Here is a 24,950-nt window from a genome sequence, read left to right on the forward strand (position 1 = left end):
TTCTTTGCGTAGTAAGTATTGTGACTTGTAAAAAGATTAGCGACATATTATGTGGTACACTATAAAGGCCTATTTAAACTTTCTTTTGAAAGCTACAAATCAGCATGGGGTACATTCTCCTTTTGTATATCAATTTGTAACACAATGTCTTTACGACACAAAAAAGCACCCTCAATATGATAGAATTAAAGATTATCAAAAACAACTTTTCAAAACCGAAGAAGAGATCGAAGTCTTAGATTTTGGAGCCGGTTCACGCATTTTTAAAACCAATAAGCGAGCAGTTAGAGATATTGCGAAACACGCAGGTGCAACTTTAAATAGAATGAAACTACTTTTCAGGGTAGTTTCTTATTTCAAATCAGAGGGCATTTTAGAGTTGGGTACATCTGTAGGCTTAGCAACGGCTGGAATGGCTTTAGGAGGGGCTAATGTGATTTCTTTAGAAGGTTGTCCTCAAACTGCGGGTGTAGCTCAAAATCATTTAAATGAGGCACAAATTGATAATGTTAAAGTCGTAGTTGGAAATTTTAAAGAAACTCTTGAAAAGCAAACTGATAAAAAATACGACCTCATTTATTTTGACGGAAACCATAGTAAAAAGGCAACTTTAGAATATTTTGAAAAGTTATTGCCATCAGCACATAATGATTCCGTCTGGATTTTTGATGATATTTACTGGTCATCAGAATTGACTGAAGCCTGGCAGTACATTAAAAATCATCCGAAAGTTGTGGTAACAGTAGACTGTTTCTGGTTGGGGTTTGTATTCTTTAGAAAAGAGCAGGTAAAAGAAAATTTTAGGATTAGGGTGTGATAACATACCGTTGTAAGTATGTCTTGACAATATAAAATATAACTAGCAACTCTAAGAAAAATTGAGGAGCTCTAAATCTAAATCCAGAATAGGTTAGGATGGTAATTGCCACGGTAGATAATATTAACCCTACTCCAAGGGATTTAATTATAGATTTCTTTTCAAATAGTATTAAGATCAAACAGATTAAGGAAATAGCGTGGAATAATTCACGACCTGTCTCAAGATATCCTGGTTTATAAGTTTCTTGCAAAGGATTAAAGGCGCTTTTTAGCTTAGTGAAAATAATAGGTAAAATTTGATTAGGATTTTTTTCTATAAACTGAAAAACTGCATCTTGATATTTTTGAGACTGGGCAGCTCCTCCATAGAATATTTTGTCTGATATATAATTTTCAAAAACAATTCCTTCATTTGCGAGATCACCCTTTGTATTTGTGTGTTCTTGTACTACATCTTTATTCCATCCTTTTGCCATTACAGGTCCCGAGGATGTAGTGATGACATAAGAGTTTGTTTCTAGTATGATGGCATTTCTTAGTGGCCAAGCTGATATTAATAAGATAGCCAATACCGAAAAAATCATAAAAATTTTAGATTCAGTTTGTTTTTGTAGAAATAAAACTCCGAAAATAGAAAATGGTAGAAAAATAAAGTACGGGTGTGTTAATACTAATAATGCTGAAGTAAGAGGTATGAGAAAACCATTTTTACCTTTCTTAAACCAATAAATAACTGAAAAAACAAACATTCCTAAAAAGAAGGATGTTAAAGGTTCTGCATAAAATACTCGACTGTAAATCTGATAAACCGGAGATATGCTAAAAATAAACGTTCCTAAAATTAAAAGGAGACCTTTTATATTTAAAAATTTTAGGCACTTGTGGAAAAAATATACTTCAATTACGTGTATGAGTAGCTTAAATACAATTACATAAGTTAGTTTATATCCAAAAATATAGAGAATAGCAGCCATTGTATAAGGCCATAAAGGTGCCCTCCAGGATGCGTAATTTTTATTTTTATAGACCTGAGCGTCTACGATATCATCTTTATAATCTTGAATCACTTCTGGATGCGTACGATCCATATAGCCATAAACACCAGTTTTTGCAAGACCAGTGGCAAGATATACATAATCTAAATCATCACCACCTCCATTATAACGTTCTTCGAATGCGATTTTAAAGTTGTAAATTAGAACAAGCGTAGTTAATAGTGAGAGAAAAATGATAAGTATTTTATTGTTAGATCGAATCCACATTATTTGCTAATCAAATTATATTTCAAAATACACCACATTGCGCGGAAGCCGTCTTTCCAGTTTATTTTTTTTCCTTCTTCATAAGTTCTTCCGTAATACGAAATTCCTACTTCATAAATTCTGATTTTTGGAACTCGTGAAATTTTAGCTGTTACTTCAGGCTCAAAACCAAATCGTTTTTCTTTGAGATCAAGGCTTTTTAAAATTTCTGTTCTAAACATCTTATAACATGTTTCCATATCAGTTAAGTTTAGATTGGTAAACATATTACTTAGAAAGGTTAGGAATTTGTTACCTATTGTATGCCAAAAAAATAGAATTCTGTGTGGATTTCCACCCATAAATCTACTACCGTATACTACATCTGCATTTCCAGCAAGAATGGGTTTTAAAAGTAAAATATATTCTCTAGGATCATACTCTAAATCAGCATCTTGTATTACTATATAGTCTCCAGTAGATTCTTGTATTCCACGATGTAGAGCAGCTCCTTTCCCTTTATTTGTAGCCTGTTTAAAAAGTTTTATACTTGCTGTCAGGTTTTGAGTAATAAAGATTTTTATTTGGTCTATAGTACTATCAGTTGAGCAATCATCAATTATTAAAATCTCTTTTTGAATATTTAATCCCAAATCAAGATCTACTAATTTTGATAAAATAGCTGTAATTGTTTCCTCTTCATTGTAGGCAGGTATAACAATAGATAGAGTTTGAGGCATATGGTAATTTCTTTTTGGGACATAATTAACTTGCAATTAAACTATTTTTTTACAATTAATGTAACTCAAATGTGTTTTTGACTACTTATAAATTAAAATCAAGTAACTTTCCTTTACCACTTATAGTTTAAAAGAAAATTTTTATGGCTAGTCTTATTGACATTAAGAATATTACTCGTGATTTTCCATTAGGAAATGAAATTGTTCATGTTTTAAAAGGAATTGATCTGCAGATTAATAAAGGCGAATATGTGGCAATTATGGGGCCTTCAGGTTCTGGTAAGTCTACACTTATGAATTTGTTAGGGTGTTTAGATACGCCTACTTCAGGTACTTATATTCTTAACAATCGAGATGTTAGTTCTATGAGTGATGACGAACTTGCCGAGGTGCGTAATAAGGAGATTGGTTTTGTTTTTCAGACGTTTAATTTATTACCACGTACAACAGCACTTGATAATGTGGCATTACCCATGGTTTATGCAGGATATTCAAAAACTGAACGGCGTCTTCGCGCAGAAGAAGTTCTTAATGATGTGGGTCTCGCAGACCGTATGGACCATAAGCCCAATCAACTTTCTGGTGGGCAGCGTCAACGTGTTGCGGTAGGCAGGGCTTTAGTAAATAAGCCTTCTATAATTCTTGCAGATGAACCTACTGGGAATCTAGATTCTAAAACTTCGGTAGAAATTATGGGACTCTTTGATGATATACACGCTTCAGGAAATACGGTTATTTTAGTAACTCACGAAGAAGACATTGCAGAGCATGCGCATCGTGTGATTAGACTTAGAGATGGTTTGATTGAAAGTGATGAGCGAAAGCAGGTTGCCATTAAGAATTAGTGATTTGTTTTTTAGTCTATTAAGGTTGGAATTCAGTTCTTATGGAGTTGTATAATATCTTCTATTCTACTATTCTAAAAACCTATTAAAGCCTCCCGGATACCTTTTTGCGAATGCGTATTTTTGGTAAAATTAAAAAATTATGAAAGCAGTAGTTTCGCCGGCAAAGTCACTAAACTTTGAATCAAAATTGCCTACTACACGTGCAACACAGCCTCAGTTTTTAGAAGAGGCAAATACACTTAATAAAAAATTAGAGCGTAAAACAAAAGCTGAGATTTCTGAGCTTATGAGTATTAGCGATAAACTTGCAGATCTCAATTATCAGCGCTACAAAGAATTTACCATTCCTTTTACAAAACAAAATGCAAGACCGGCGGTTTATACTTTCGATGGGGATGTGTATACCGGTCTGGATGCTTACACAATACCTACCGAAAAATTAGACAAGCTAGAGGATACTCTGCGCATTCTAAGTGGTTTGTATGGCGTTTTAAAACCTTTTGATCTTATGCAGGCGTACCGGCTTGAGATGGGAACTAAATTGCATTCAGGGCGTGCTGAAAATCTTTATGAATTTTGGGATGAAAAGATTACAGATGCTTTAAACAGCGAGCTTAAAGAGGATGAATTATTTTTAAACCTTGCAAGTCAGGAATATTTTAAATCTGTAAAGACGGAAAAATTAAAAGTACCGGTTGTAACCCCAATCTTTAAGGATTATAAAAATGGAAAACTCAAGATTATATCCTTTTTTGCTAAAAAAGCCCGGGGTTCTATGGTGCGATACATTATAGATAAGGATGTACAAACCATAGAAGACCTCAAAGGCTTTAATTATGATGATTACGGCTTCAGTGAGCAGTATTCAGATTTAGATAAAAACGAACTGGTTTTCGTTAGATAACATTAGGGTTTTTTATCTGCTAAACTTTTTTTCTTTGAGGCTGTTTTATCAGCCTCTTTTGTTTTTACAGCTGTTTGTTTTGTAGGTACATCTGCAGTTGTAGCCGTTTTTTTAGTACCTCCGCGTGGTCTTAAATTGCCATAAGAACCTCTGTTTATTTTGCCTCGCTTTGTTTTTTTATCTCCTTTACCCATTTTGTTAGTTTTTGTTGTTCTTTTTTAAGATAAGCAATTAAGAGGCCTTAACCAAACGGTATAAAAAAAGTCCTGCATCTAGCAGGACTTTAAACTATAAATTTAAATAACAGATATTACTTTACATCCATCAATTCTACATCAAATATTAAAATAGCATCAGGAGGAATAACGCCACCTGCACCTCTGCTACCATAACCTAAGTCTGATGGTATAACAAAACGTGCTTTATCACCTACTTTTAAAAGGCCAATACCTTCATCCCAACCAGCGATCACCTGACCCACACCTACTTGAAAGTCTAAGGGTTGATTTCTTTTGTAAGAAGAGTCAAATACAGTACCGTCTGCTAATTGACCTTTATAATGTACAGAAACCATTTTACCAGATTCAGCTTTTTTACCATTACCTTCCTGAATTATCTGGTAACGTAAACCGCTTTTAGTCTCTTTAAAACCTACGCTTATTTTATCTAGAGCTTCTGCTTTTGCTGCACGTTCTGCTGCAATACGTTTTTCACGAGCTCCTTCAAAAGTTCTAAAAGCTTCAACAGCATTAAAGTCTTCAGCTTCTGCACCCTGACGTATAATTTCTACTTTTTCCATTTTGTCACCTTGAGCGATAGCATCTACAACATCTTGTCCTTCAACTACGCTTCCAAAAACAGTATGCTTACCATCTAACCACGGAGTTGCGGTATGTGTGATAAAAAACTGACTTCCGTTTGTACCGGGACCAGAATTTGCCATAGATAATTTACCTGGTGCATCGTGCTTTAATGTAGCATCAAACTCATCATCAAATTTGTAACCGGGATCTCCGGTTCCTGATCCCTGAGGGCAACCTCCCTGAATCATGAAATCTGGAATCACACGGTGAAATTTAAGTCCGTCGTAATACGGAGTTCCTTGATTTTTTACTTTATTTTCAAGATCACCTTCGGCAAGGGCTACAAAGTTTCCAACTGTTCCCGGGGTTTTCTCGTGTTCTAATTTTACCAGAATTTCGCCTTTTGGCGTGTGAAATTTGGCATATATTCCGTCTTGCATCTCTTCGGTTTAAAATTGAAATGCAAAAATACGCTTAACTGATAGAAACTCAAAACCCGAAACACATTGCTGTGTTTCGGGCTTCTATAATTTTTCCGCAGTAAAAACGGTTATACCGCTATCGTGGGTACTTCATAACGCCATCCAAAAGGATCTTCTGCGCGGTTTGCCTGTAAGGCAGTTAAATGTTGTTTTAATCTAGCACCATAGGGCTCTTCCAAAATAGGTAAATCAAACTCTTTATCTTTATGTGTAAAGCCGGCAATTGGCGAAATAACTGCTGCAGTACCTGCGCCAAACATTTCTTTTAAAGTGCCATTCTCTGCAGCTTCAACAATTTCTGAAACTTTTACAGGACGTACCTCAACATTAATACCTTCGCTTTTTGCCAGTTCTATTAAACTTTTACGTGTAATACCGTCAAGAATACGGTCACTAGTAGGCGCTGTAAGTAAAGTGTCACCTACTCTAAAGAAAACATTCATTGTACCTGCTTCCTCTAGATATTCGTGCGTGTTTGCATCGGTCCATACGACCTGCTGATAGCCTTTTTGCTTAGCAAGTTCGGTAGGGTAAAATTGCGCGGCATAGTTACCGGCAGCTTTAGCAAAACCTACACCACCATCTGCAGAACGGCTGTAGTGATCTGCAAATAATACTTTTACTTCACCACTGTAATAAGCCTGTGCCGGAGCACAAATAATAATAAATTTATATTCGGTTGAAGGAGAGGCAGAAACACCGTTCTCTGTAGCGATTACAAAAGGACGTAAATAAAGAGAGTTGTCTTTACCCGGTTTAATCCAATCGCTTTCTAGATTTAATAAGGTATTTAACCCATCAAAAAAGTAATCTTTATCAAAAGCCGGCATTGCCAGACGTTCTGAAGATTTATTTATACGATTGAAGTTTTCTTCTGGACGAAACATAAAAATTTTCCCATTATCATCTTTGTAGGCTTTCATACCTTCAAAAACCGCCTGGCCGTAATGAAAAACCTTAGCCGAAGGATCCATAGATATAGGACCGTAGGGTTTAATCTCTGGTGTTAACCAAGCTCCGTTTTTATATTCGCAAACAAACATATGATCTGTAAAGACCGTACCAAAAGCGAGATTGTTAAAGTCTACAGAACTTATTTTAGAATCAGCGATCTTGGTTACTTTTAATGTATCTGTCATCATATTCAAATTTATAGCCACAAATTTATCATTTTCTCAATTCTTCAAGCTCAAGAATTGATTAAATTTACAGGCTGCATTGCATTTATTAAACCTTTAGTTATGAAAAAAATTTTTACTTCTGCTCTTATAGTTATGGCATTAGTTGCCTGTAAAGAAGAAGCATCAACAAAAACGGTTGTAGAAACCCAGTCAAATGAGGTAGAATTGACTAAAATGAAACTTTATGGGGAAGATTTTAAAAATCAGGCAATGCTCACTTCTTTTGAGTTAGGTGATATTTATAATAATTTGAAGCCGGGAGATACTATAAATGTTTCTTTTGAAGGAAATGTTGAAGAAGTTTGCCAGGAGAAAGGTTGCTGGATGCAGGTAGATGTGGGTGCCGCAGATCCTGTAATGATTAAATTTAAAGATTATGCTTTTTTTGTACCTAAAGACATTAAAGATAAAAATGTAATGGTACACGGTGTAGCTTACGTGAGTGAGACTCCTGTAGAAGAGCAACAGCATTATGCTGCAGATGCTGGTAAATCACAAGAGGAGATTGCTGCTATAAAAACACCTAAACGTTCTTTTAGCTTTAGAGCTAGTGGCGTTAAAATCGCTCAGTAATTTGGAGCGGAAAATAGTCAAGACAGGAGACGGTTCTACTACAATACAATTAACCGAGTGGAATGAGCAGTATCATTCTATGCACGGGGCTGTTCAGGAAGCGAAACACGTGTTTTTAAAAATGGGTTTTGATTACGCTGTCGCGGAAACACCAGAGCTCAATCAATTAAATATACTAGAAATTGGTTTTGGGACAGGGCTCAACGCTTTACTTACTCTTATTCACGCAGAAGATTCAAGTATTTCTTTAAAGTATGAAGGTGTTGAAGCATTCCCAGTATCTTCTGAAGAGATGGCTCAACTCAATTATCTGGAAGCTATAGCTGCACAATCATACGCAACAGTTTTTGAAACTATGCATACTTCGGCCTGGGGAGACTTTACTGCGATTACGCCTATTTTTCAACTTAAGAAAAGACAGCAAACTTTTGAAACGATAACAGATCAGAATAAACACGATTTGATTTATTTTGATGCTTTTGGAGCTCGTGTTCAGCCCCAACTTTGGGAAGAGCCTATTTTTCAGAAAATGTATGAGGCTTTAAAACCCGGGGGTATTTTAGTTACCTATGCTGCAAAAGGTAGTGTGCGAAGAGCGATGCTTGCGGTAGGTTTTAAAGTAGATAGGCTTCCCGGACCTCCCGGAAAACGCGAAATGCTACGAGCGATTAAGGCTTAACATTTATAAATTACCTGGCATAATTTTAACACCTGCGGTTCGTTCCGCCGTCCCAACGTTATAAAAGTTGATGTGCTTTTGAATATTAATAATACCAATTGTATTTTTAGTAGCTGTTGGCAAATTAGCCTAGCGGAATAACTCCCAATCTAGTTTTAGAGAAAAGATATTAGAATACACCGCAGCGCTTTGATCGCCTATATCGGTAAGTGCGTAGTCTATATGAATTCCCCGATATTGAAAACCTACTCCAATATTTGGCTGAAAACCTATGCGATTGCTTCCGTCAAGTTGGGTTAGTTCTTGAAAATTACCAACTCCCGCACGTAAAAAAACGATGCCCGTATAACCAAATTCGAGGCCTGCAGCCGGTGTTGCACTCACCGATGAACTTGATAATATATCGTTAGTTTGTGTGAAGCGCATCATCAAGTCTACTTCAGCTTTTATGGTATAGTCATAATGAATTTCCCAGTTTCTGGCGATTCCTAATTGTAGTTTTGGGATTGTAATTTCTAGAGTTTCCGGTAAATCCTGATTTTGACCTTCTACAGCGTTGCTTATTGTAGCAAATTGCTCTTCATCTATTGCCCAGGTGTTTACTGAAGTCGTGATATCTCTGGCCATTAATCCAAAATCCCAATTTCCGCTAGCGTATTGTAACCCCAAGTCAAAACCAAAACCCCAACTAGACGCAAAATCTCCTATTATTCGGCGTATAACCTTGGCATTCGCTCCTAAATTTAATCCTTGTACGGGTAGTTCTCTGGCGTAGGAAAGTGTAAATGCATAATCTGCCGTAGAAAATAGACGTATACGGTTGTAATCTATATTGCCATTAGCGTCTATTAACTGGGTTGTATTTAAAATATCGTCTACTCCAAACCGTATTAGAGATACGCCCAGCGCGCTTCGGTCATCTATAGGTGTGGCAAAAGCTGCGTAGTCATATAGTGCGATGTTTGCAAAGTAGCTGGCATGCATTAGCGCAAGTTCATTATCTTCTAAATGCACTAATCCGGCTGGATTCCAATAACCACTGTTTACGTCAGATGAGCTTGCAGTTACTGCATTTGCCATTGCTAATGATGCAGCATCTACGCCAATATTTAAAAATTCGTTAGAATATTTACGCACAGCCTGAGACCAAACTCCCGCTGTAAAAATTAAAAAAAATATGACTAATCCTGCTTTTTTCAAGTGTGGCTTCTTTCGGCGTAAAGTTGGCTAAATGTCTTGAGAAGTTAAACTTTATTTTAGACCTATCTTGTGAGTAGTGTTACTTTACTATTTTTACAGAAATAATCAACTATGAAAATCACACGTTACATACCCAACGCCTTTACCATGGCCAATTTGTTTTGTGGTATGCTGGGAACTTTTTTTGCTGCTACCGGTCGCTTAGATTTTGCTGCTTATGCAGTGGTTTTAGGAATCTTCTTCGATTTTTTTGACGGGTTTTTTGCAAGGCTCTTTAAAGTAGAAGGAGATTTAGGACTTCAGCTAGATAGTCTGGCAGACGTGGTTACCAGTGGTGTCGTTCCGGGGATGGTAATGTTTCAATTATTACACAAATTAGAACACTGGAACACCGGTGAGCGCTGGGTTGAAGCCGGCTTATCCTGGGATTCTGTTTCCATTATTCCGTTTTTAGGATTTGCAATTACGCTAGCTTCTGCATTTAGACTGGCAAAATTTAATATAGACACGCGTCAAACGAACTCATTTATAGGATTACCCACACCGGCAAATGCCCTTTTAATTGTGAGTTTGCCGCTAATAGTACAATTTCAAGATTATTCAATTGCCGAAAGTTTAATTACAAATACCTATTTTTTACTGGCACTTACAGCTTTAAGTTGTTTTATGTTGAATGCCGAAATCCCGCTTTTTGCTTTGAAATTTAAAAATTGGGGACTTGCCGAAAATAAAGTGCGCTACGGGTTCTTGCTTTTAGCTGTTATTTTATTGTTTTGGCTTACGTTTTTAGCAATTCCTATAATTATACTTTTTTACGTTTTACTTTCTGTAGCGACACAAAATTCTAAAAGTGCTTAAAGATGAGATCTAAGATTGACTTTCATACGTGGAAACGTAAGGAGCATTATACATTTTTTAAGCAATTTGAGCAGCCTTTTTTTGGTGTTACGGTACGAGTAGATTGTACACAAATCTATGCCAAGGCAAAAGCTAATAATGAATCTGTATTCTTGCATTACTTGCATAAAGCGCTACTCGCAGTGAATGAGATCGAAAATTTTAAATACCGCATTGTTGAAGATTCGGTATATCTCTATGACCGTATAGATGGTTCACCTACCATAGCCCGCCCTGACGAAACTTTCGGATTTAGTTATATAAAGTTTAATGAAGATTTTGGGATTTTTTCTAGAGATGCAAAAACTGAAATTGCCCGTGTACGCGCAGGTAGCGGATTAGAAGTAGCAGTTTCCGGAGAAAATGTGGTACATTTTTCAACGTTACCGTGGTTAGATTTTACTACGGTAGAGCATCCTAAAAGCTTAACATTTCCTGATAGTTGCCCTAAAATTGTCTTCGGAAAAATGACAACAAATACTGAGAATTTACAGTCTATGCCGGTTTCTATACACGGTCATCACGCCTTGATGGATGGTATGCATATAGGGCAATTTGTAAAGCGATTTCAAGAATTATTGAATCTATGAACGAAATAAACGAGCAGTTGCTTAACTCAATAAAACAAGTCAAGTCTTTAGCTGAAGCTGGTCTTGTTTATAATAAAGAAAATTATGATGCTGAGCGTTATCAAGAGTTGCGCACGCTTTCTTTAGAAATGATGAGTGTACTTAGTAATCTGCCGGTACAGCAATTTAAAGAATTTTACCTCCCGGAAACAGATTATCCTACGCCAAAAACTGATGTAAGAGGTTTAATTCTAAATGAAAATGGGCAGGTATTATTGGTCAAAGAAACTGTAGATAATAAGTGGACATTACCCGGTGGCTGGGCAGATATAGGGTTAACTCCATCAGAAAATGTCCTGAAAGAAATACAAGAAGAAACCGGTTTTAGTGCTGAAGTAGTACGGCTGTTAGCGGTGTTAGATAAACGATGTTATCCGCACCCACCGCAAACCCATTATGTTTATAAGTTGTGTTTCTTATGCCGGATTGTAGATGGCACTTTTAATCCTAATTTTGATATAGGAGGTGTGGACTGGTTTAATATAGATAAGCTTCCCGCGTTGTCACCAGATCGTATTCTAGAAGAGCAGTTAGTTAAGTTAATAGCTTTGGCAAAAGAAGCACAGGCCGTTTATTACGACTAAAAAGGTACAGCTTAAAATAATTTTTATTGTCTAAAATAAAAAGAGTTCAGAATTATTAAATTCTGAACCCTATTTCTAAAATGGTATTTATAAACTAAAACAGTTTCTTTTTACGCAGTTCAAAGTTCTGACCTAAATACACCTTACGTACCATCTCATCAGCTGCGAGTTCTTCGGGGACACCATGTTTTAAAATGTTACCTTCAAACATAAGGTACGTGTGGTCTGTTATTGCGAGTGTTTCCTGAACGTTATGGTCTGTAATAAGTATACCTATGTTTTTTTGCTTTAACTGTGCTACAATACGCTGAATGTCTTCAACTGCAACCGGGTCAACACCTGCAAAGGGTTCATCTAATAAAATAAAATTAGGATTAGTTGCCAGGGCACGCGCAATTTCTGTACGGCGGCGTTCCCCACCAGATAATAAATCACCACGGCTTTTACGTATATGACCTAAACTAAACTCTTCTATAAGTTCTTCCATTTTTGCAACCTGCTCCTTTTTGCTAAGCTTAGTAAGCTGCAAAACGCTTAAGATATTTTCTTCAATACTTAATTTTCTAAACACCGAAGCCTCCTGAGCGAGATAGCCAATACCGTTTTGAGCACGCTTGTACATAGGGTACTTGGTAATGTCTTTATTGTCAAGATATATACTTCCGCCGTTAGGCTTAATTAGGCCTACAATCATATAAAATGAAGTGGTTTTTCCGGCTCCGTTAGGACCTAGAAGACCTACAATTTCCCCTTGCTGAACTTCAACAGTTATACCTTTAACGACCTTTCGGCCCTTATAGGATTTCATTAAATTTTCTGCGCGTAGTTTCATTTCTTCAATTTACGATTAAGGTAAAGCATATAACGGTCAAAACCAGTTCTGCGTATTACTTTACTGCATTTTCTTCAAGAGCTTCCCAGAATTCATAGGCTCTTCTTAAGTGTGGAATTACAATCGTACCACCTACTAAAGTGCCAATACTTAAAGTCTCCATCACTTCTTCTTTAGTAACCCCTTCATTAAAGCAACTTTCTAAATGATACTTTACGCAATCATCACAACGCAAAACGGTGGAGGCTACGAGGCCTAATAGTTCTTTAGTTTTTACGTCTAAAGCGCCGGCAGTAAATGCATTTGTGTCTAAATTAAAAATCCTGTTGATAATTTTATTTTTATCACCCAGAATTTTATCGTTCATCTTAGCGCGGTATGCGTTAAATGATTCTACTTGATTTTGAGAATTCTCAGACATATAAAGGGATAATTTGTTTAATTTTTGTTTTTAGATCGTTCGGTTCGTTTTAGTTGTCTTGCTTCCTGCCTTACTACAAAAGCGGAAATAAAAATACTAACCTCATACAATATGAGAATAGGAATAGATACAATCACTTGTGTTGAAATATCTGGAGGTGTTATTACTGCTGAAATAACCAAGACAATGATAAGTGCATATTTTCTATACTTTCTTAAAAATTCTGGCGTAACCAGACCTATTTTAGTAAAGAAATACATGATAATAGGTAGTTCAAAAATAAGACCTGCAGCTAAAGCACTTGCACGCACGAGACCTATGTAAGAATCTATATCAAATTCATTTTTAACTTGCTCTCCTACCGTAAAGTTAGCTAAGAAGTTAATAGATAAAGGAGCGATCACGTAGTAGCCAAATAATACTCCTAAGAAAAATAGCAGAGAAGAAATTATTATAAAACCACGAGAGTTTTTACGTTCATTCTCATAAAGCCCCGGAGAAATAAATTTCCAAAATTCATAAATAACATATGGAAATGCGACTACCACACCTACGATTATAGAAGTCCAGATAGCAGCATTAAACTGGCCGCCCATAGTACGGTTTTGAATTATAAAATTCATCTCATTAACGCAACCTTTATCAGAACCAAATATAGTAGCCATTCTACATAAAAAATCATAGCTAATAAAATCTGGTCGTGCAGGAGCAAAAATGATATCATCAAAAATAAAATCTTTAAATATAAAGGCCACGACACCCACAATTACAATTGCTAGCGTTGCTCGTATTAAATGCCATCTAAGTTCTTCAAGGTGATCTAAAAAGGACATTTCGTCCTGAGATACTTTCTGTTTTTTTGCCATTAGAGAATTCCTTCTTTAATTAAGTCGTGTAGGTGAACTACACCGGTGTAATTATTATTATGATCTACAGCTAAAAGCTGTGTGATACTATTTGTTTCTAAAACCTCAAGCGCAGCGGTAGCCATCGCGTCATTAGAAATTTGCTTAGGATTACTACTCATTATATCTTTTGCGGTAAGGCCCGTTAAGATTTCGTTTTTTTCTAGCATTCTTCGTATGTCCCCATCTGTAATAATACCTATAATTTTATGAGCTTCAACTACTGCTGTTACACCTAAGCGCTTCTGAGATATTTCTACAATAACATTTTTTATAGGAGCGTCTGGTGTAACTTGAGGCTTATAGTGTAGGCCTACAAGATCACTAACGCGTAAATACATTTTTTTGCCTAATGCGCCACCCGGGTGATATTTTGCAAAATCTTGTGGCGTAAAACCTTTTAAGTCTAATAAGGCCAGCGCTAATGCATCTCCCATTACAAGTTGAACGGTCGTACTAGTTGTAGGGGCGAGGTTATGAGGGCAGGCTTCTTTTTCGGCGTACGCCATTATAACCGCATCTGCTTGTTTTGCTAAAAAGGACTCTTTGTTTGAGGTCATTGCAATAACCTTATTTTCTCTACTTTTAATTAACGGAATAAGAACTTTGATTTCGGCTGTATTACCACTGTTAGAAATGCAAAGAACCACATCTCCTTCTTGAATAGTGCCTAAATCCCCATGAATCGCATCTGCAGCGTGCATAAAGATTGAAGGCGTTCCAGTAGAATTAAGAGTTGCAACAATTTTTTGAGCAATTATAGCGCTTTTACCCACGCCAGAAATAATTACCCGACCTTTAGCGTTATAAATTAGTGAAACTGCATCGGCAAATCGTTCATCTAAAAACGTAGCTAGATTAGCTACAGCTTCCTGCTCCAAAGCGATAGTTTTAGTAGCGCTTTTTAAAATCTGGTCGTAGGTATTCAAAAGATATAAGATTAAGCCGTTTGTTTGTGGAGTAGAAATTACTATATTTAGAATACAAATGTATGCAAATTTGAACAAGCTTTAATGACTTCAGAAGAAATAGACTTACACGCAGCTCTTAAAAAATATTTTGGTTTTAGTCAATTTAAGGGACTACAGGAAGATGTGATCAAGAGTATCGTTAAAGGCGAACACACTTTTGTGATTATGCCTACAGGAGGTGGTAAATCGTTATGTTATCAATTACCTGCTTTAATTGAAGAAGGCACTGCAATTGTTGTGAGCCCTTTAATAGCTCTAATGAAAAATCAGGTTGATGCGCTTCGTGGGATTTCAAAAGAACACGGTATTGCTCACGTACTTAATTCCTCTTTAAACAAAGGAGAAATAAAGCAGGTAAAAGAAGATATTTCAAACGGAATAACTAAGCTTTTATATGTTGCTCCAGAGTCGCTAACGAAAGAAGAGAATGTAGAATTTTTACGTTCTGAGAAAATAAGTTTTGTTGCCATTGATGAAGCGCATTGTATAAGTGAATGGGGGCATGATTTTAGACCAGAGTATCGTAACCTAAGACACATTATAAAGCGAATAGGGGATGACATTCCCATAATTGCAGTTACTGCTACCGCGACTCCAAAAGTACAGGAGGACATCATGAAAAATTTAGGGATTTCTGATGCAAACTCTTTTAGAGCTTCCTTTAACAGGCCTAATCTGTATTATGAGATACGTCCTAAAACAAAAAATGTTGATGCAGATATAATCAGGTTTATAAAACAAAACCAGGGTAAAAGCGGTATTATTTATTGTTTAAGCCGAAAGCGAGTAGAAGAACTTGCTCAGGTTTTACAGGTAAATGGGGTCTCTGCGGTGCCTTATCATGCAGGTTTAGATGCTAAGACGCGAGCTAAACATCAAGATATGTTTCTTATGGAAGATGTTGATGTCGTTGTTGCTACCATAGCATTTGGTATGGGTATAGATAAGCCAGACGTACGTTTTGTAATACATCATGATATACCAAAAAGTATAGAGAGCTATTATCAGGAAACCGGTAGAGCCGGCCGTGACGGCGGTGAGGGACATTGCCTTGCTTACTACGCCTATAAAGATATTGAGAAGTTAGAAAAATTTATGAGCGGCAAACCTGTTGCAGAACAGGAAATAGGTCACGCATTGTTACAAGAGGTTGTAGCTTATGCAGAAACTTCAATGTCTAGGCGTAAATTTATTCTTCATTATTTTGGGGAAGAATTTGATAATGAAACTGGAGAAGGCGGAGATCTTGATGACAATGTACGTAACCCTAAAAAGAAGCATGAGGCAAAAGACGAAGTTGTTCAAATGTTGAATGTTGTCAAAAATACCGGAGAAATATATAAAAGTAAAGAACTGGTATTAACGCTTGTAGGAAAGTCAAATGCGATCATTTCCTCGCACAGAACAGATGACGAGCCTTACTTCGGAAGCGGAAAAGATAAAGAACCCGGCTACTGGAGAGCGCTTTCAAGGCAAATACTTGTTGCTGGATTTTTAAAGAAAGATATTGAAACCTACGGCGTTATAAAAATGACCAGGGCAGGCGAGAAATTTCTTGAGAATCCACAGTCTTTTATGATGACTGAAGATCATATGTTTGACAATTCAAGAGATGAAGTTGTAGAACGCGGAAACTCTAATGGAGGAGGTGCAGATGCAAAGCTTATTGCTATGTTGAAAGACCTTCGTAAGAAAGTAGGCAAGAAAAAAGGTGTACCACCGTACGTAGTTTTTCAGGATATGTCTCTAGACGACATGGCGATTAAATATCCTACGACGCTAGATGAGATGGCAAACGTTTTTGGTGTAGGAGAAGGAAAAGCAAAAAAATACGGTAAAGAATTTATAGACCTCATTACAGATTATGTAGCTGAAAATGATATTCTAAAGCCAGACGAATTAGTTGTTAAATCTACTGGTACTAACAGTGCATTAAAGTTATATATAATACAAAATGTTGATCGAAAATTACCTCTAGACGATATAGCTTCTGCAAAAGGTTTAGAAATGGCCGATTTTGTAAAAGAGATGGAAGTAATTGTAAACAGTGGTACAAAATTGAACATCAATTACTGGATAGAAGATATTCTTGATGAAGATCAACAAGAAGAACTACACGAATACTTTTTAGAAGCCGAGACAGATAGTATTGAAGCTGCTTTAGATGAGTTTGATGGAGATTATGATGAAGAAGAGCTTAAACTTTATCGCATCAAATTTCTTAGTGAAGTAGCAAATTAATTTCCTAAAATTATTAGTTGGTTGTGTTTGAAGAGTACATTTATGTACTTTTCAAACTAACCTGCTTTACTATTTCATAATAAAACGTTAAAGGCTATATTTGTCGAAGTTGCAATCCCAACTAATATGAAAATTCCTACAAGAAATCCATTTTTACTTCAAAATTGGGAGTTAGAACAGCGAAGCTCTGCCCTGTCGTTATTAAAACCTTCAAAAAAGTTTTCTAATTTTCTTTTTAGATTAGCTTTTTTAGCACTCTTCGCTACGTTCGGTTCTTGCATTCCTACTAAAAAACTCACCTATCTTCAAGAGTCAAACACACTTCAGGACAGTCTTATACAAGTTAATGTTTTAAAAAGCCCCTATAGAGTTCAGGTTCATGATGTTCTGAGTATTCGTGTTAAAGCGTTAGATCAGGAATTAGTAGCTTTATTCAATCCGCAAGGAGGAGAAGGCGAAGGTGGTAGCCTGGGCGATGGCTACTATTACGATGGGTTCGTGGTAGATGATCATGGTAAAATACGCTTGCCTACACTAGGCGATGTATCTGTTTTAGGATATACCGTAGAAGAAATTAGAGAGCATATAGAGAAAAAATTATTGGATGACTATTTTACTGAAAATGCAAACATATTTGTAACCGTAAAATTAGCAGGTATTAAATATACTATTGCAGGTGAGGTAGGCAGCCCCGGTACTAAAGTTGAACTTGTTGAAGAGTTATCGCTTCTAGAAGCTATTGTGAATAGTGGAGATGTTACCCAATTTGGGAATCGCACTGATGTCTTGATTTTAAGGCAATACCCTGGTGGCAGGAAAATTCACCACGTAGACTTGACGAAAATAGAGGCATTGAATTCGCCCTATTATTATATTCAGCCGAATGATTTGATTCTCGTAAATCCGCTTCCGCAGAAATCGCTAGGAATAGGTACTACTGGTTTACAATCTTTAAATACGCTAGTTTCAGTATTTACTTTAGCAGTAACAACCGTTTTACTAATCACCCGACTTTAAATGGAAGATGAGTTTGAAATAAAAGATTTACAGAACTTTTTTGACTTTAAGGGTTTTATAATTAAGGTACTTAGCTGGTGGCCGCTTTTTGTTGTTTGCATAGGTATTGCTTATTATATAGCACATTATAAAAATGTAAGAAAACAAACGGTTTATCGTATGAGTAATATGATAACTGTTAAAGACGATCAAAATCCGTTTTTTACAGCAAATACGAGTCTTACCTTTAACTGGGGAGGAACCACAGATAAGGTACAGACAGCGATAATTTTATTACGCTCAAGAAGTCATAATGAAGCGGTCGTAGAAAAATTACAGTTTTATGTAGATTACCTTCAACAAGGCGAATATCACCTTGAGGATATTTACGGTAATACCCCATTTACAGTAGATGTAAATGTTACAAGGCCTCAGTTGTTAGGTAAAATGATTAAGGTTGTTTTTGTAAGTGACAAAAAGTACCGATTAGAAATTGATTTTCAAGGCGGGACTTCTTCAGCTCAAAATTATAACACCAAAGAAATAAGTACTGTACCAGTGCCTAACAGCGCTATAGTAAAAGAATATAATTTAGGAGATCCTGTAGATTTACCGTATTTCAATTTTAAACTGAACCCATCTGGAATTCCAGCTGAAATTGGTAAAGAATATCTTATTCAGTTTAATGCATTTGATGGTGCTGTAGGTAGATACAGGGGTATAGGAATAGACCAGACGCCTACGGGATCTAGCATTTTAAGCTTGAGTCTCACCGGCACTAACAAAAAAAGGCTGGTTGATTATTTAAATTCTTCGGTGCGCGTACTTAGCGAAACCCAATTAGAGCGTAAGAATTTATTTGCCACAAGAACTATAAAATTTATTGATAGTAGTCTTGCTGTGAAGACGGCGGAGATGAGTAGCGTTCAGGAAGAATTAGATTCATTTAGAGATAACAATTCTTCGGTAGGAATAGGAGGGAGTGAAGAAGGTTTAATAACCAAAATAACCGAGTTAGATGCGCAAAAGCAAAATTTAGAACAGCGTCTTCAGTATTACCAGGATTTGGAGCGTTATTTACGTACGCGGGAAGATTATGGTACAGATATTCCGGCGCCTTCAATTACTGGCATTGGTGAAGGTAGTGTAACGCAAAGTGTATCAAGTATTATAGAATTAGCCGAAGAGCGAAAACGACTGGCATATTCTGCAAAACCGAACAACCCGGCGTTTAAAGACTTAGACAGGCGTATCAACGCAATTAAATCGGTTTTATTTGAAAATATGGCTTCAAGCCAGCAAATACTTAATCGTCAATTGCGAGATGTTCGCAGTGAGATCGCACAGACTGAATCTCAAATGCGGAAACTTCCAAATGAACAGCAACAACTTTTTGGCATACAGCGAAGATACAATCTTACTGAAGGAGCGTATGGTTTGTTTTTAGATAAGCGAAGTCAGGCAGGAATTGTTAAAGCAGCTAATGTTTCAGATATATTGATTATTGACGAAGCTAAAGATACAGGTGGTGGTGCCATAGGCCCTAATACTGAAGTGAGTTATGTTATGGCTATCGTGGCAGGAACTGTGGTGCCTCTGGTTATTGTATTTCTACTGTTCTTTTTTGATACTAAAATAAGCAACCCTAACGAAATAAAAAGACTTTCAAAAATACCTGTTTTAGGAGCTATAGGAAAGAGCAATTCTAAAAGTAATCTTGTAGTAATCGAAGATCCCAGATCTGCAATTTCTGAAGCATTTAGAGGTATACGGTCTAGTCTTCAGTTTATTTATAGAAAACAAAAGATTGAAGGAGCTAAGACGGTACGTGTTACTTCTTCAGTAAGTGGAGAAGGTAAAACATTTTGTAGTATCAACTTAGCCAGTGTATTTGCCTTAAGCGAACGCAAAACAGTTCTTGTAGGTCTTGACTTGCGTAAGCCAAAGATATTTGGAGATTTCAATTTACCTCTAGATAAGGGTGTTGTTAATTATTTGATAGGAGAAGATAATCTAGAATCCATAATTCAAAAAACACAAATCCCTCATCTTGATGTGATTTTGGCAGGTTCAGTACCTCCTAATCCTTCAGAGCTCTTAATGAGTGATCAGATGGATGTTTTAATTGAAGAGTTGAAGAAGAAGTACGATTACATAGTCCTAGACACTCCTCCTATAGGTTTAGTAGCAGATGCATTAGAGTTAGATGATTATGTAGATGCTACGTTGTATGTCATTCGTCAACATTACACAAAAAAGGGAATGTTGCGCTTAATAAACGATAAGTATAAAAAGAAGGAGATTAACAATACAAGTTTTATTCTCAATTACTTCAGTGCTAAAAGTAAAATGGGTTATGGTTATGGTTACGGGTATGAATACGGGTATTCTTACGGTAAATATGGAGAAGCTTATCGCGATAAGAAGCCTAAAGGATTTTTACCTCTGGTTTTAAATAAACTCAACAAATTGAGACTTTGGTTTAATGAGCAAGTAGAAAAATAATGGCAGAGCAGGAAGAGTGGTTGTACGAGATCAATGCCAAGCAGCCTTTGATTGACATTGATTTTAAGGAAATATGGAGGTACAGAGATCTGTTATTTCTTTTTGTTAGACGTGATATCATTTCGGCTTATAAACAAACAATTCTTGGACCACTATGGTATTTAATACAGCCATTATTTACTGGTATCATATTTACTTTAGTTTTTAATAATATCGCAAGTATATCAACAGGTGGAGCACCACCATTTTTATTCAATTTAGCGGGTATTACGATGTGGAGCTATTTCGCCCAATGTTTAAACAATACTTCAAATACGTTTGCCAGTAATGCCGGGCTTTTTTCAAAAGTATATTTTCCCAGAATTATCTCCCCGATGTCACAGGCTATTTCAGCCTTATTTAAATTGAGTATTCAGCTTTTTATTTTTGCCTGTTTTTATATGTATTTCGTTGTTAAAGGATCAGAAGTACAACCTAATAATACGCTTTGGTTTTTCCCTGTTCTTCTGCTTATTGTGGCAGTATTAGGTTTAGGAGCAGGAATGTTGATTTCGTCTTTAACTACTAAATACAGAGATTTTAGAATTTTGATTGGCTTTGCGACGACACTTCTTATGTATATATCTGCGGTTATGTACCCGATTTCTGAAGTGCGTAATAGCGCTGCTTTAGCGGAGTATACCTGGGTAGTCGAACTAAATCCTATAGCTATTCTAATTGAAGCTTTTCGCTATATGACGTTGAGTGAAGGCTTATTTGAATGGTCTTTGCTTGCTTATTGCGCAGTGTTGAGTCTGGTTTTGTTTTTTGTAGGGTTGATCGTTTTTAACAGGACCGGTAAGAATTTTATTGATACGATATAATGAGTAATATTATCCTTAAAGCGGAAAACATTTTAAATAGAGCCTTTTAGATATTATGAGTTTTCCACTACACAATAATTTTAGACTTATCTGATTAAAAAATGAAGATTGAAATAAGTAGAAATTTGTTGACTTATGATTAAAAAAGTAAAAAGAATTTTAGAAGAATTTCGGGGGTATCATAAGAAAACAAGATATCACCAGACTCAGCTTTGGGCGGCAGAGCAACTAAGAGGATTATTTTCTTCAGAGCATTATATTCCTTATACCAACTGGACTATGAATCCAAGGGCGATTTTGCACGCAATCAATATTATAACGCTAACAAAAGTTAATAATCTTATAGAATTCGGTAGCGGTGCGACTACAATTTATTTAGCCAAAGCAATCAAAATGCAGAATCTTAAGGTCTCATTCTACTCAATTGAATCTGATAAAGAGTGGATTGAAATATTGAGACTGCAACTTAAAAAACTTGATCTTGACCAATACGTAAAATTGATATATGTACCTTTAAAACCAATGTCCAAAGATTTGACATTCAAAAATCAGGAAATTTGGTTTGATGCTGAAATTCTATCCGAGGAATTACCTAAAAGTATTGCTTTTGACTTTGTAATAGTGGATGGACCATTTGGCGCTAGTACACCTTACGCACGTTTCAGTGCTTACCCCTTTCTAAATGCTAAAACAACCAAAAAAACGATATGGTTATTGGATGATACAAATAGACCAAAAGAGAAAGAAATACTCAAAGAATGGATGCGCCTAAGTAATTTAAATGCTGTTACATATGAGAGATACAGCATCATGCAGGAAAAGGAGCAATTTTATTTAGAACCTTACAAACTTCAGTAGAAGTTTTCTTCACAAAATTTATGAGTAATATTATTCTTTCTGTAGAGAATATTTCAAAACAATACCGCTTAGGTACTGTGGGTTCTGGTACACTACGAGATGATTTCAAGCGGGGTTGGGCTCGTTTACAAGGTAAAGAAGATCCATTTCTTAAAGTTGGAGCCGTTAACGATCGCAGTCAAAAAAATACAGAAGATTATGTATGGGCACTTCGCGATATTAACTTCGATGTTAAAGAAGGGGAGGTGTTAGGTATTATTGGTAAAAATGGAGCAGGTAAATCTACTTTACTTAAACTATTGTCTCGCGTTACGGCGCCAACGACCGGAGTAATTAAGAGTAGAGGGCGTATTGCGTCTCTTTTAGAGGTTGGTACTGGTTTTCATCATGAGTTGACCGGTAGGGAGAATATTTATCTCAATGGAGCCATTCTTGGGATGACCAAAACTGAAATAACCAGTAAATTGGATGAAATTATTGATTTTTCAGGCTGTGAGCGCTACATAGACACACCAACTAAACGTTACAGTAGTGGAATGACTGTCAGATTGGCTTTTGCTGTTGCTGCGCATCTGGAACCCGAAATTTTAGTTGTCGATGAAGTTCTTGCTGTAGGAGATGCAGACTTTCAAAAAAAGGCTATAGGTAAAATGCAAGATATTTCACAGGGAGATGGTAGAACAGTACTTTTTGTAAGCCATAATATGGCCAGTATAAGACAGTTGTGTTCAAGGTCGATTCTGTTAGAAAACGGAAGGTCCATAATGGATGCGGAAACAGATTTAGTAGTTAGCAACTATCTGAGTTATAGTTCTGGCTCGTTAACTACTGCAAAAGTATCTTATGATGAGGACAACACGAAACCTTTCCAGATTTTAGAAGCCCAAATACGTAAAAATAAGGATGAATTAGATTCAGAAATTACTACCGGAGATTCAATTTCATTAGCCATTAAATACCGTTTTAATATAGAGATAAGAAAGTGTCATCTTAGTGTTATAATTAGAAATGATGCAGGTGAAGATGTAGTTTTTTTTGATAGAACGGACGCTTATAAATCATTTTACAGTGCTACTTCTGGATTATATGAGACATCACTTGAGATACCTAACCCACTTTTAAAGCCAGGATCTTATAAAATTTCATTAGGACTTGCAGATAAATATACCTTGGTAAATGATCATAAATACGATGTGATTGATTTTACGATATCTAAAATGGATTCTTTAAGAGAAAAGCGTCCGGGTAATTTATTTATTCCATTAGAATGGGAAATGAGAAGAATTTAGTTGATTATCGTTTATATATTAAAGAATTTATAATCAATATTGAAATGAATTTTCCTGTTGATACCTGGAGAAGAAATGATATTTATTTCTGGCCTTTTCTAAGACGAAAAATTTATTTTAGTCTAATTAGAAAATTTAGTGATAATCAATTAAATGGATTAGAAAAAACAATAAGTAAAAAGAAGTCTTCGCTTTCTATTCCGCAGAAGATTAAGGGAAAGTTTAATGTATTGTCAAGGGTATTATCTTTTATTTCTTTTTGGGTGAACTTAAGTAAAAGAGATTATGTTTTTTTATCTGCACCGCATTTTAAAGAAACTTTTGATGGCAAAAGCTTTGATAGACTTTTTGATCCTTTAATCAAAGATAAAGACTTAGAAGATAAGAGTATTTATTTAGTATTAAATTCAGAATCAAAAAAGAAAAGAAGTAATACTTTAGAACTCGAAATTTTAAAGCAATACCAAACTTTTGAATTAATATCAAAGAGATTTAGATCAAAAACATACCACTTCGATGATTTAGAATTTCAAAATTTTAATGATTTTCAAGAAATTTTAAAAAAAGAATTTAAAGCTGATTACGAAGGATTAGATATCAATTCTTTTATCGAAAAACGTAGTTTAAGCTTAAACACTCAAATTAGTTTTTTTAAAATTTTATTTAAACGTATTAAACCCGATAAGGTTCTAAGCCTTTGTTATTATTATTCAAATCTTTATGAGGCTGCTATTGCTGCAGCAAATAAATTGGGGATACAAACAATTGAATTGCAACATGGTTCTATTGTAAGTGAACATATGTGTTATGCTGAATGGAACAAAATACCTTCATCTGGGTTTAGCACATTACCTCGTACTTTTTGGTGTTGGGATTCATTTACTTATGAAATTATGAATAAGTGGACCTCTGAAAGTAATTTTCACGATGCATTGATATTCGGTCATCCTTGGATTTCATTTTGGAATAACAGAGACCTATATTCTTCAGAAGAAAATTATGTTTTATATACTCTACAGCCAGAACCTGAATATAAAATTGAACAACTGTTCCCGATAGGTTTAGTGAATTATATGAAGTCAAAATCTATAAAATGGATTATTCGCATGCATCCAAGACAGAAAGTTAGCAAAGTTTCATTTGAAAATTATTTAGTTCAGCAAGGGGTTTCAAATTTTATATTAAATACTGTTGCAGATTCACCGTTACCAATATCAATGTCCGGATGTACTCTTCATATTACCCAAAGTTCTGGCTGTGTTCACGAGGCAGTTTTATTTAACAAAAAAACTGTGTTATTAAATAAAATAGGCCAGAATTATTTTAAATCAATGATTGAAAGTGGAAGTGCATTTTATTTCAATCCAAATAACTTGAATTTTTCAGAAAAAATGGATTCTATAATTGATATGTCAAAAGAACTTTCAAGAAAGAATCTTTCACAGTCAAAAAGTTTAGAGAAAATGATTAAAATGCTAAAATCTTGATT

The 24,950-nt window shown here is 35.7% G+C and carries 24 protein-coding genes and 1 pseudogene; 15 read left to right on the forward strand and 10 right to left on the reverse strand.

The features are described from left to right. Positions 1-49 precede the first annotated feature (49 nt). The gene (locus tag P164_RS17800; RefSeq protein ID WP_028377673.1) at positions 50-817 is read left to right on the forward strand and encodes an O-methyltransferase; all 768 of its coding nucleotides are present in this window, start codon (positions 50-52) and stop codon (positions 815-817) included. Here P164_RS17800 and P164_RS17805 read toward each other — a convergent pair. Together P164_RS17805 and P164_RS17810 are read right to left on the reverse strand one after the other, a co-directional pair. Next, the gene (locus tag P164_RS17805; RefSeq protein WP_028377674.1) at positions 807-2,081 is read right to left on the reverse strand and encodes a hypothetical protein; all 1,275 of its coding nucleotides are present in this window, start codon (positions 2,079-2,081) and stop codon (positions 807-809) included. The two genes, P164_RS17800 and P164_RS17805, sit on opposite strands and share 11 nt — an antisense overlap. Beyond that, the gene (locus P164_RS17810) at positions 2,081-2,800 is read right to left on the reverse strand and encodes a glycosyltransferase family 2 protein (protein WP_028377675.1); all 720 of its coding nucleotides are present in this window, start codon (positions 2,798-2,800) and stop codon (positions 2,081-2,083) included. Before P164_RS17810 ends, P164_RS17805 begins: the two co-directional genes overlap by 1 nt. Positions 2,801-2,943: 143 nt before the next feature. Between P164_RS17810 and P164_RS17815 the strand changes: the two genes are divergently transcribed. Then, positions 2,944-3,645 carry an ABC transporter ATP-binding protein gene (locus P164_RS17815; protein WP_028377676.1) on the forward strand — a complete coding sequence of 234 codons (702 nt, stop codon included), beginning with the start codon at positions 2,944-2,946 and terminating at the stop codon, positions 3,643-3,645. Between the two features lie 142 nt (positions 3,646-3,787). Continuing rightward, the gene (yaaA, locus tag P164_RS17820; protein ID WP_028377677.1) at positions 3,788-4,552 is read left to right on the forward strand and encodes a peroxide stress protein YaaA; all 765 of its coding nucleotides are present in this window, start codon (positions 3,788-3,790) and stop codon (positions 4,550-4,552) included. A gap of 122 nt (positions 4,553-4,674) precedes the next feature. On the opposite strand, the pseudogene P164_RS19045 reads toward yaaA, so the two are convergent. The 3 genes and pseudogenes from P164_RS19045 to P164_RS17835 form a co-directional block, all read right to left on the reverse strand. After that, positions 4,675-4,746 (reverse strand): annotated as a pseudogene (locus P164_RS19045) (30S ribosomal protein THX); the annotation flags it as partial. A 116-nt stretch (positions 4,747-4,862) separates the two neighbouring features. Continuing rightward, complete coding sequence (locus tag P164_RS17830) at positions 4,863-5,795, reverse strand: peptidylprolyl isomerase (RefSeq protein WP_028377679.1); 933 nt, start codon at positions 5,793-5,795, stop codon at positions 4,863-4,865. A gap of 110 nt (positions 5,796-5,905) precedes the next feature. Then, positions 5,906-6,976: a branched-chain amino acid aminotransferase gene (locus P164_RS17835; protein ID WP_028377680.1), complete on the reverse strand. Its 1,071-nt coding sequence runs from the start codon at positions 6,974-6,976 to the stop codon at positions 5,906-5,908. A gap of 102 nt (positions 6,977-7,078) precedes the next feature. On the opposite strand from P164_RS17835, the gene P164_RS17840 reads away from it, so the two are divergent. After that, positions 7,079-7,591: a DUF4920 domain-containing protein gene (locus tag P164_RS17840; protein ID WP_028377681.1), complete on the forward strand. Its 513-nt coding sequence runs from the start codon at positions 7,079-7,081 to the stop codon at positions 7,589-7,591. Between the two features lies 1 nt (position 7,592). Next, a complete protein-coding gene (gene mnmD, locus P164_RS17845; RefSeq protein WP_028377682.1) occupies positions 7,593-8,270 on the forward strand; it encodes a tRNA (5-methylaminomethyl-2-thiouridine)(34)-methyltransferase MnmD in 678 nt (225 codons plus the stop codon). Positions 8,271-8,399: 129 nt separating this feature from the next. Here mnmD and P164_RS17850 read toward each other — a convergent pair whose 3' ends face one another. Then, positions 8,400-9,470: a PorV/PorQ family protein gene (locus P164_RS17850; protein WP_125411796.1), complete on the reverse strand. Its 1,071-nt coding sequence runs from the start codon at positions 9,468-9,470 to the stop codon at positions 8,400-8,402. Between the two features lie 111 nt (positions 9,471-9,581). On the opposite strand from P164_RS17850, the gene P164_RS17855 reads away from it, so the two are divergent. The 3 genes from P164_RS17855 to P164_RS17865 are packed head-to-tail and all read left to right on the forward strand — an operon-like array spanning position 9,582 to position 11,580. Then, positions 9,582-10,328: a CDP-alcohol phosphatidyltransferase family protein gene (locus tag P164_RS17855; protein WP_081817402.1), complete on the forward strand. Its 747-nt coding sequence runs from the start codon at positions 9,582-9,584 to the stop codon at positions 10,326-10,328. 2 nt (positions 10,329-10,330) lie between these two features. Beyond that, entirely contained in the window at positions 10,331-10,957 is a 627-nt protein-coding gene (locus tag P164_RS17860) for a CatA-like O-acetyltransferase (protein WP_028377685.1), read from the forward strand. After that, on the forward strand, positions 10,954-11,580 hold the full coding sequence (locus P164_RS17865; RefSeq protein WP_028377686.1) for an NUDIX hydrolase: 627 nt from the start codon (positions 10,954-10,956) through the stop codon (positions 11,578-11,580). The genes P164_RS17860 and P164_RS17865 overlap by 4 nt, the downstream gene beginning before the upstream one ends. Before the next feature lie 94 nt (positions 11,581-11,674). Here the strand turns inward: P164_RS17865 and lptB are convergent, their stop codons facing one another. Genes lptB through P164_RS17885 form a run of 4 tightly spaced genes read right to left on the reverse strand, consistent with a single transcriptional unit; the run spans position 11,675 to position 14,667 of the window. Beyond that, complete coding sequence (gene lptB / locus P164_RS17870) at positions 11,675-12,412, reverse strand: LPS export ABC transporter ATP-binding protein (RefSeq protein ID WP_028377687.1); 738 nt, start codon at positions 12,410-12,412, stop codon at positions 11,675-11,677. Between the two features lie 55 nt (positions 12,413-12,467). Next, complete coding sequence (locus P164_RS17875) at positions 12,468-12,833, reverse strand: carboxymuconolactone decarboxylase family protein (RefSeq protein WP_028377688.1); 366 nt, start codon at positions 12,831-12,833, stop codon at positions 12,468-12,470. Between the two features lie 17 nt (positions 12,834-12,850). Continuing rightward, complete coding sequence (gene tatC / locus P164_RS17880; RefSeq protein ID WP_028377689.1) at positions 12,851-13,699, reverse strand: twin-arginine translocase subunit TatC; 849 nt, start codon at positions 13,697-13,699, stop codon at positions 12,851-12,853. Next, on the reverse strand, positions 13,699-14,667 hold the full coding sequence (locus P164_RS17885) for an SIS domain-containing protein (RefSeq protein WP_028377690.1): 969 nt from the start codon (positions 14,665-14,667) through the stop codon (positions 13,699-13,701). Before P164_RS17885 ends, tatC begins: the two co-directional genes overlap by 1 nt. A gap of 84 nt (positions 14,668-14,751) precedes the next feature. Here P164_RS17885 and P164_RS17890 point away from each other — a divergent pair, with 84 nt between their 5' ends. From P164_RS17890 to P164_RS17920, 7 genes are all read left to right on the forward strand, one after another. Beyond that, complete coding sequence (locus P164_RS17890; protein ID WP_028377691.1) at positions 14,752-16,950, forward strand: RecQ family ATP-dependent DNA helicase; 2,199 nt, start codon at positions 14,752-14,754, stop codon at positions 16,948-16,950. A gap of 126 nt (positions 16,951-17,076) precedes the next feature. Continuing rightward, positions 17,077-17,967 (forward strand): polysaccharide biosynthesis/export family protein, encoded by an 891-nt coding sequence (locus tag P164_RS17895; protein WP_081817403.1) that lies wholly within the window; start codon positions 17,077-17,079, stop codon positions 17,965-17,967. Further along, the gene (locus P164_RS17900; protein WP_028377693.1) at positions 17,968-20,451 is read left to right on the forward strand and encodes an exopolysaccharide transport family protein; all 2,484 of its coding nucleotides are present in this window, start codon (positions 17,968-17,970) and stop codon (positions 20,449-20,451) included. Further along, positions 20,451-21,314, forward strand: coding sequence for an ABC transporter permease (locus tag P164_RS17905; protein ID WP_028377694.1), 864 nt, complete (start codon positions 20,451-20,453; stop codon positions 21,312-21,314). Before P164_RS17900 ends, P164_RS17905 begins: the two co-directional genes overlap by 1 nt. 135 nt (positions 21,315-21,449) lie before the next feature. Next, on the forward strand, positions 21,450-22,172 hold the full coding sequence (locus P164_RS17910; protein WP_028377695.1) for a hypothetical protein: 723 nt from the start codon (positions 21,450-21,452) through the stop codon (positions 22,170-22,172). 20 nt (positions 22,173-22,192) lie between these two features. Further along, on the forward strand, positions 22,193-23,461 hold the full coding sequence (locus P164_RS17915; protein WP_028377696.1) for an ABC transporter ATP-binding protein: 1,269 nt from the start codon (positions 22,193-22,195) through the stop codon (positions 23,459-23,461). Beyond that, on the forward strand, positions 23,440-24,948 hold the full coding sequence (locus P164_RS17920) for a hypothetical protein (protein ID WP_028377697.1): 1,509 nt from the start codon (positions 23,440-23,442) through the stop codon (positions 24,946-24,948). Before P164_RS17915 ends, P164_RS17920 begins: the two co-directional genes overlap by 22 nt. Positions 24,949-24,950 lie beyond the last annotated feature (2 nt).

Origin of the sequence: Leeuwenhoekiella sp. MAR_2009_132 (assembly GCF_000687915.1) — a bacterium.
In the GTDB taxonomy this organism is placed as follows: domain Bacteria; phylum Bacteroidota; class Bacteroidia; order Flavobacteriales; family Flavobacteriaceae; genus Leeuwenhoekiella.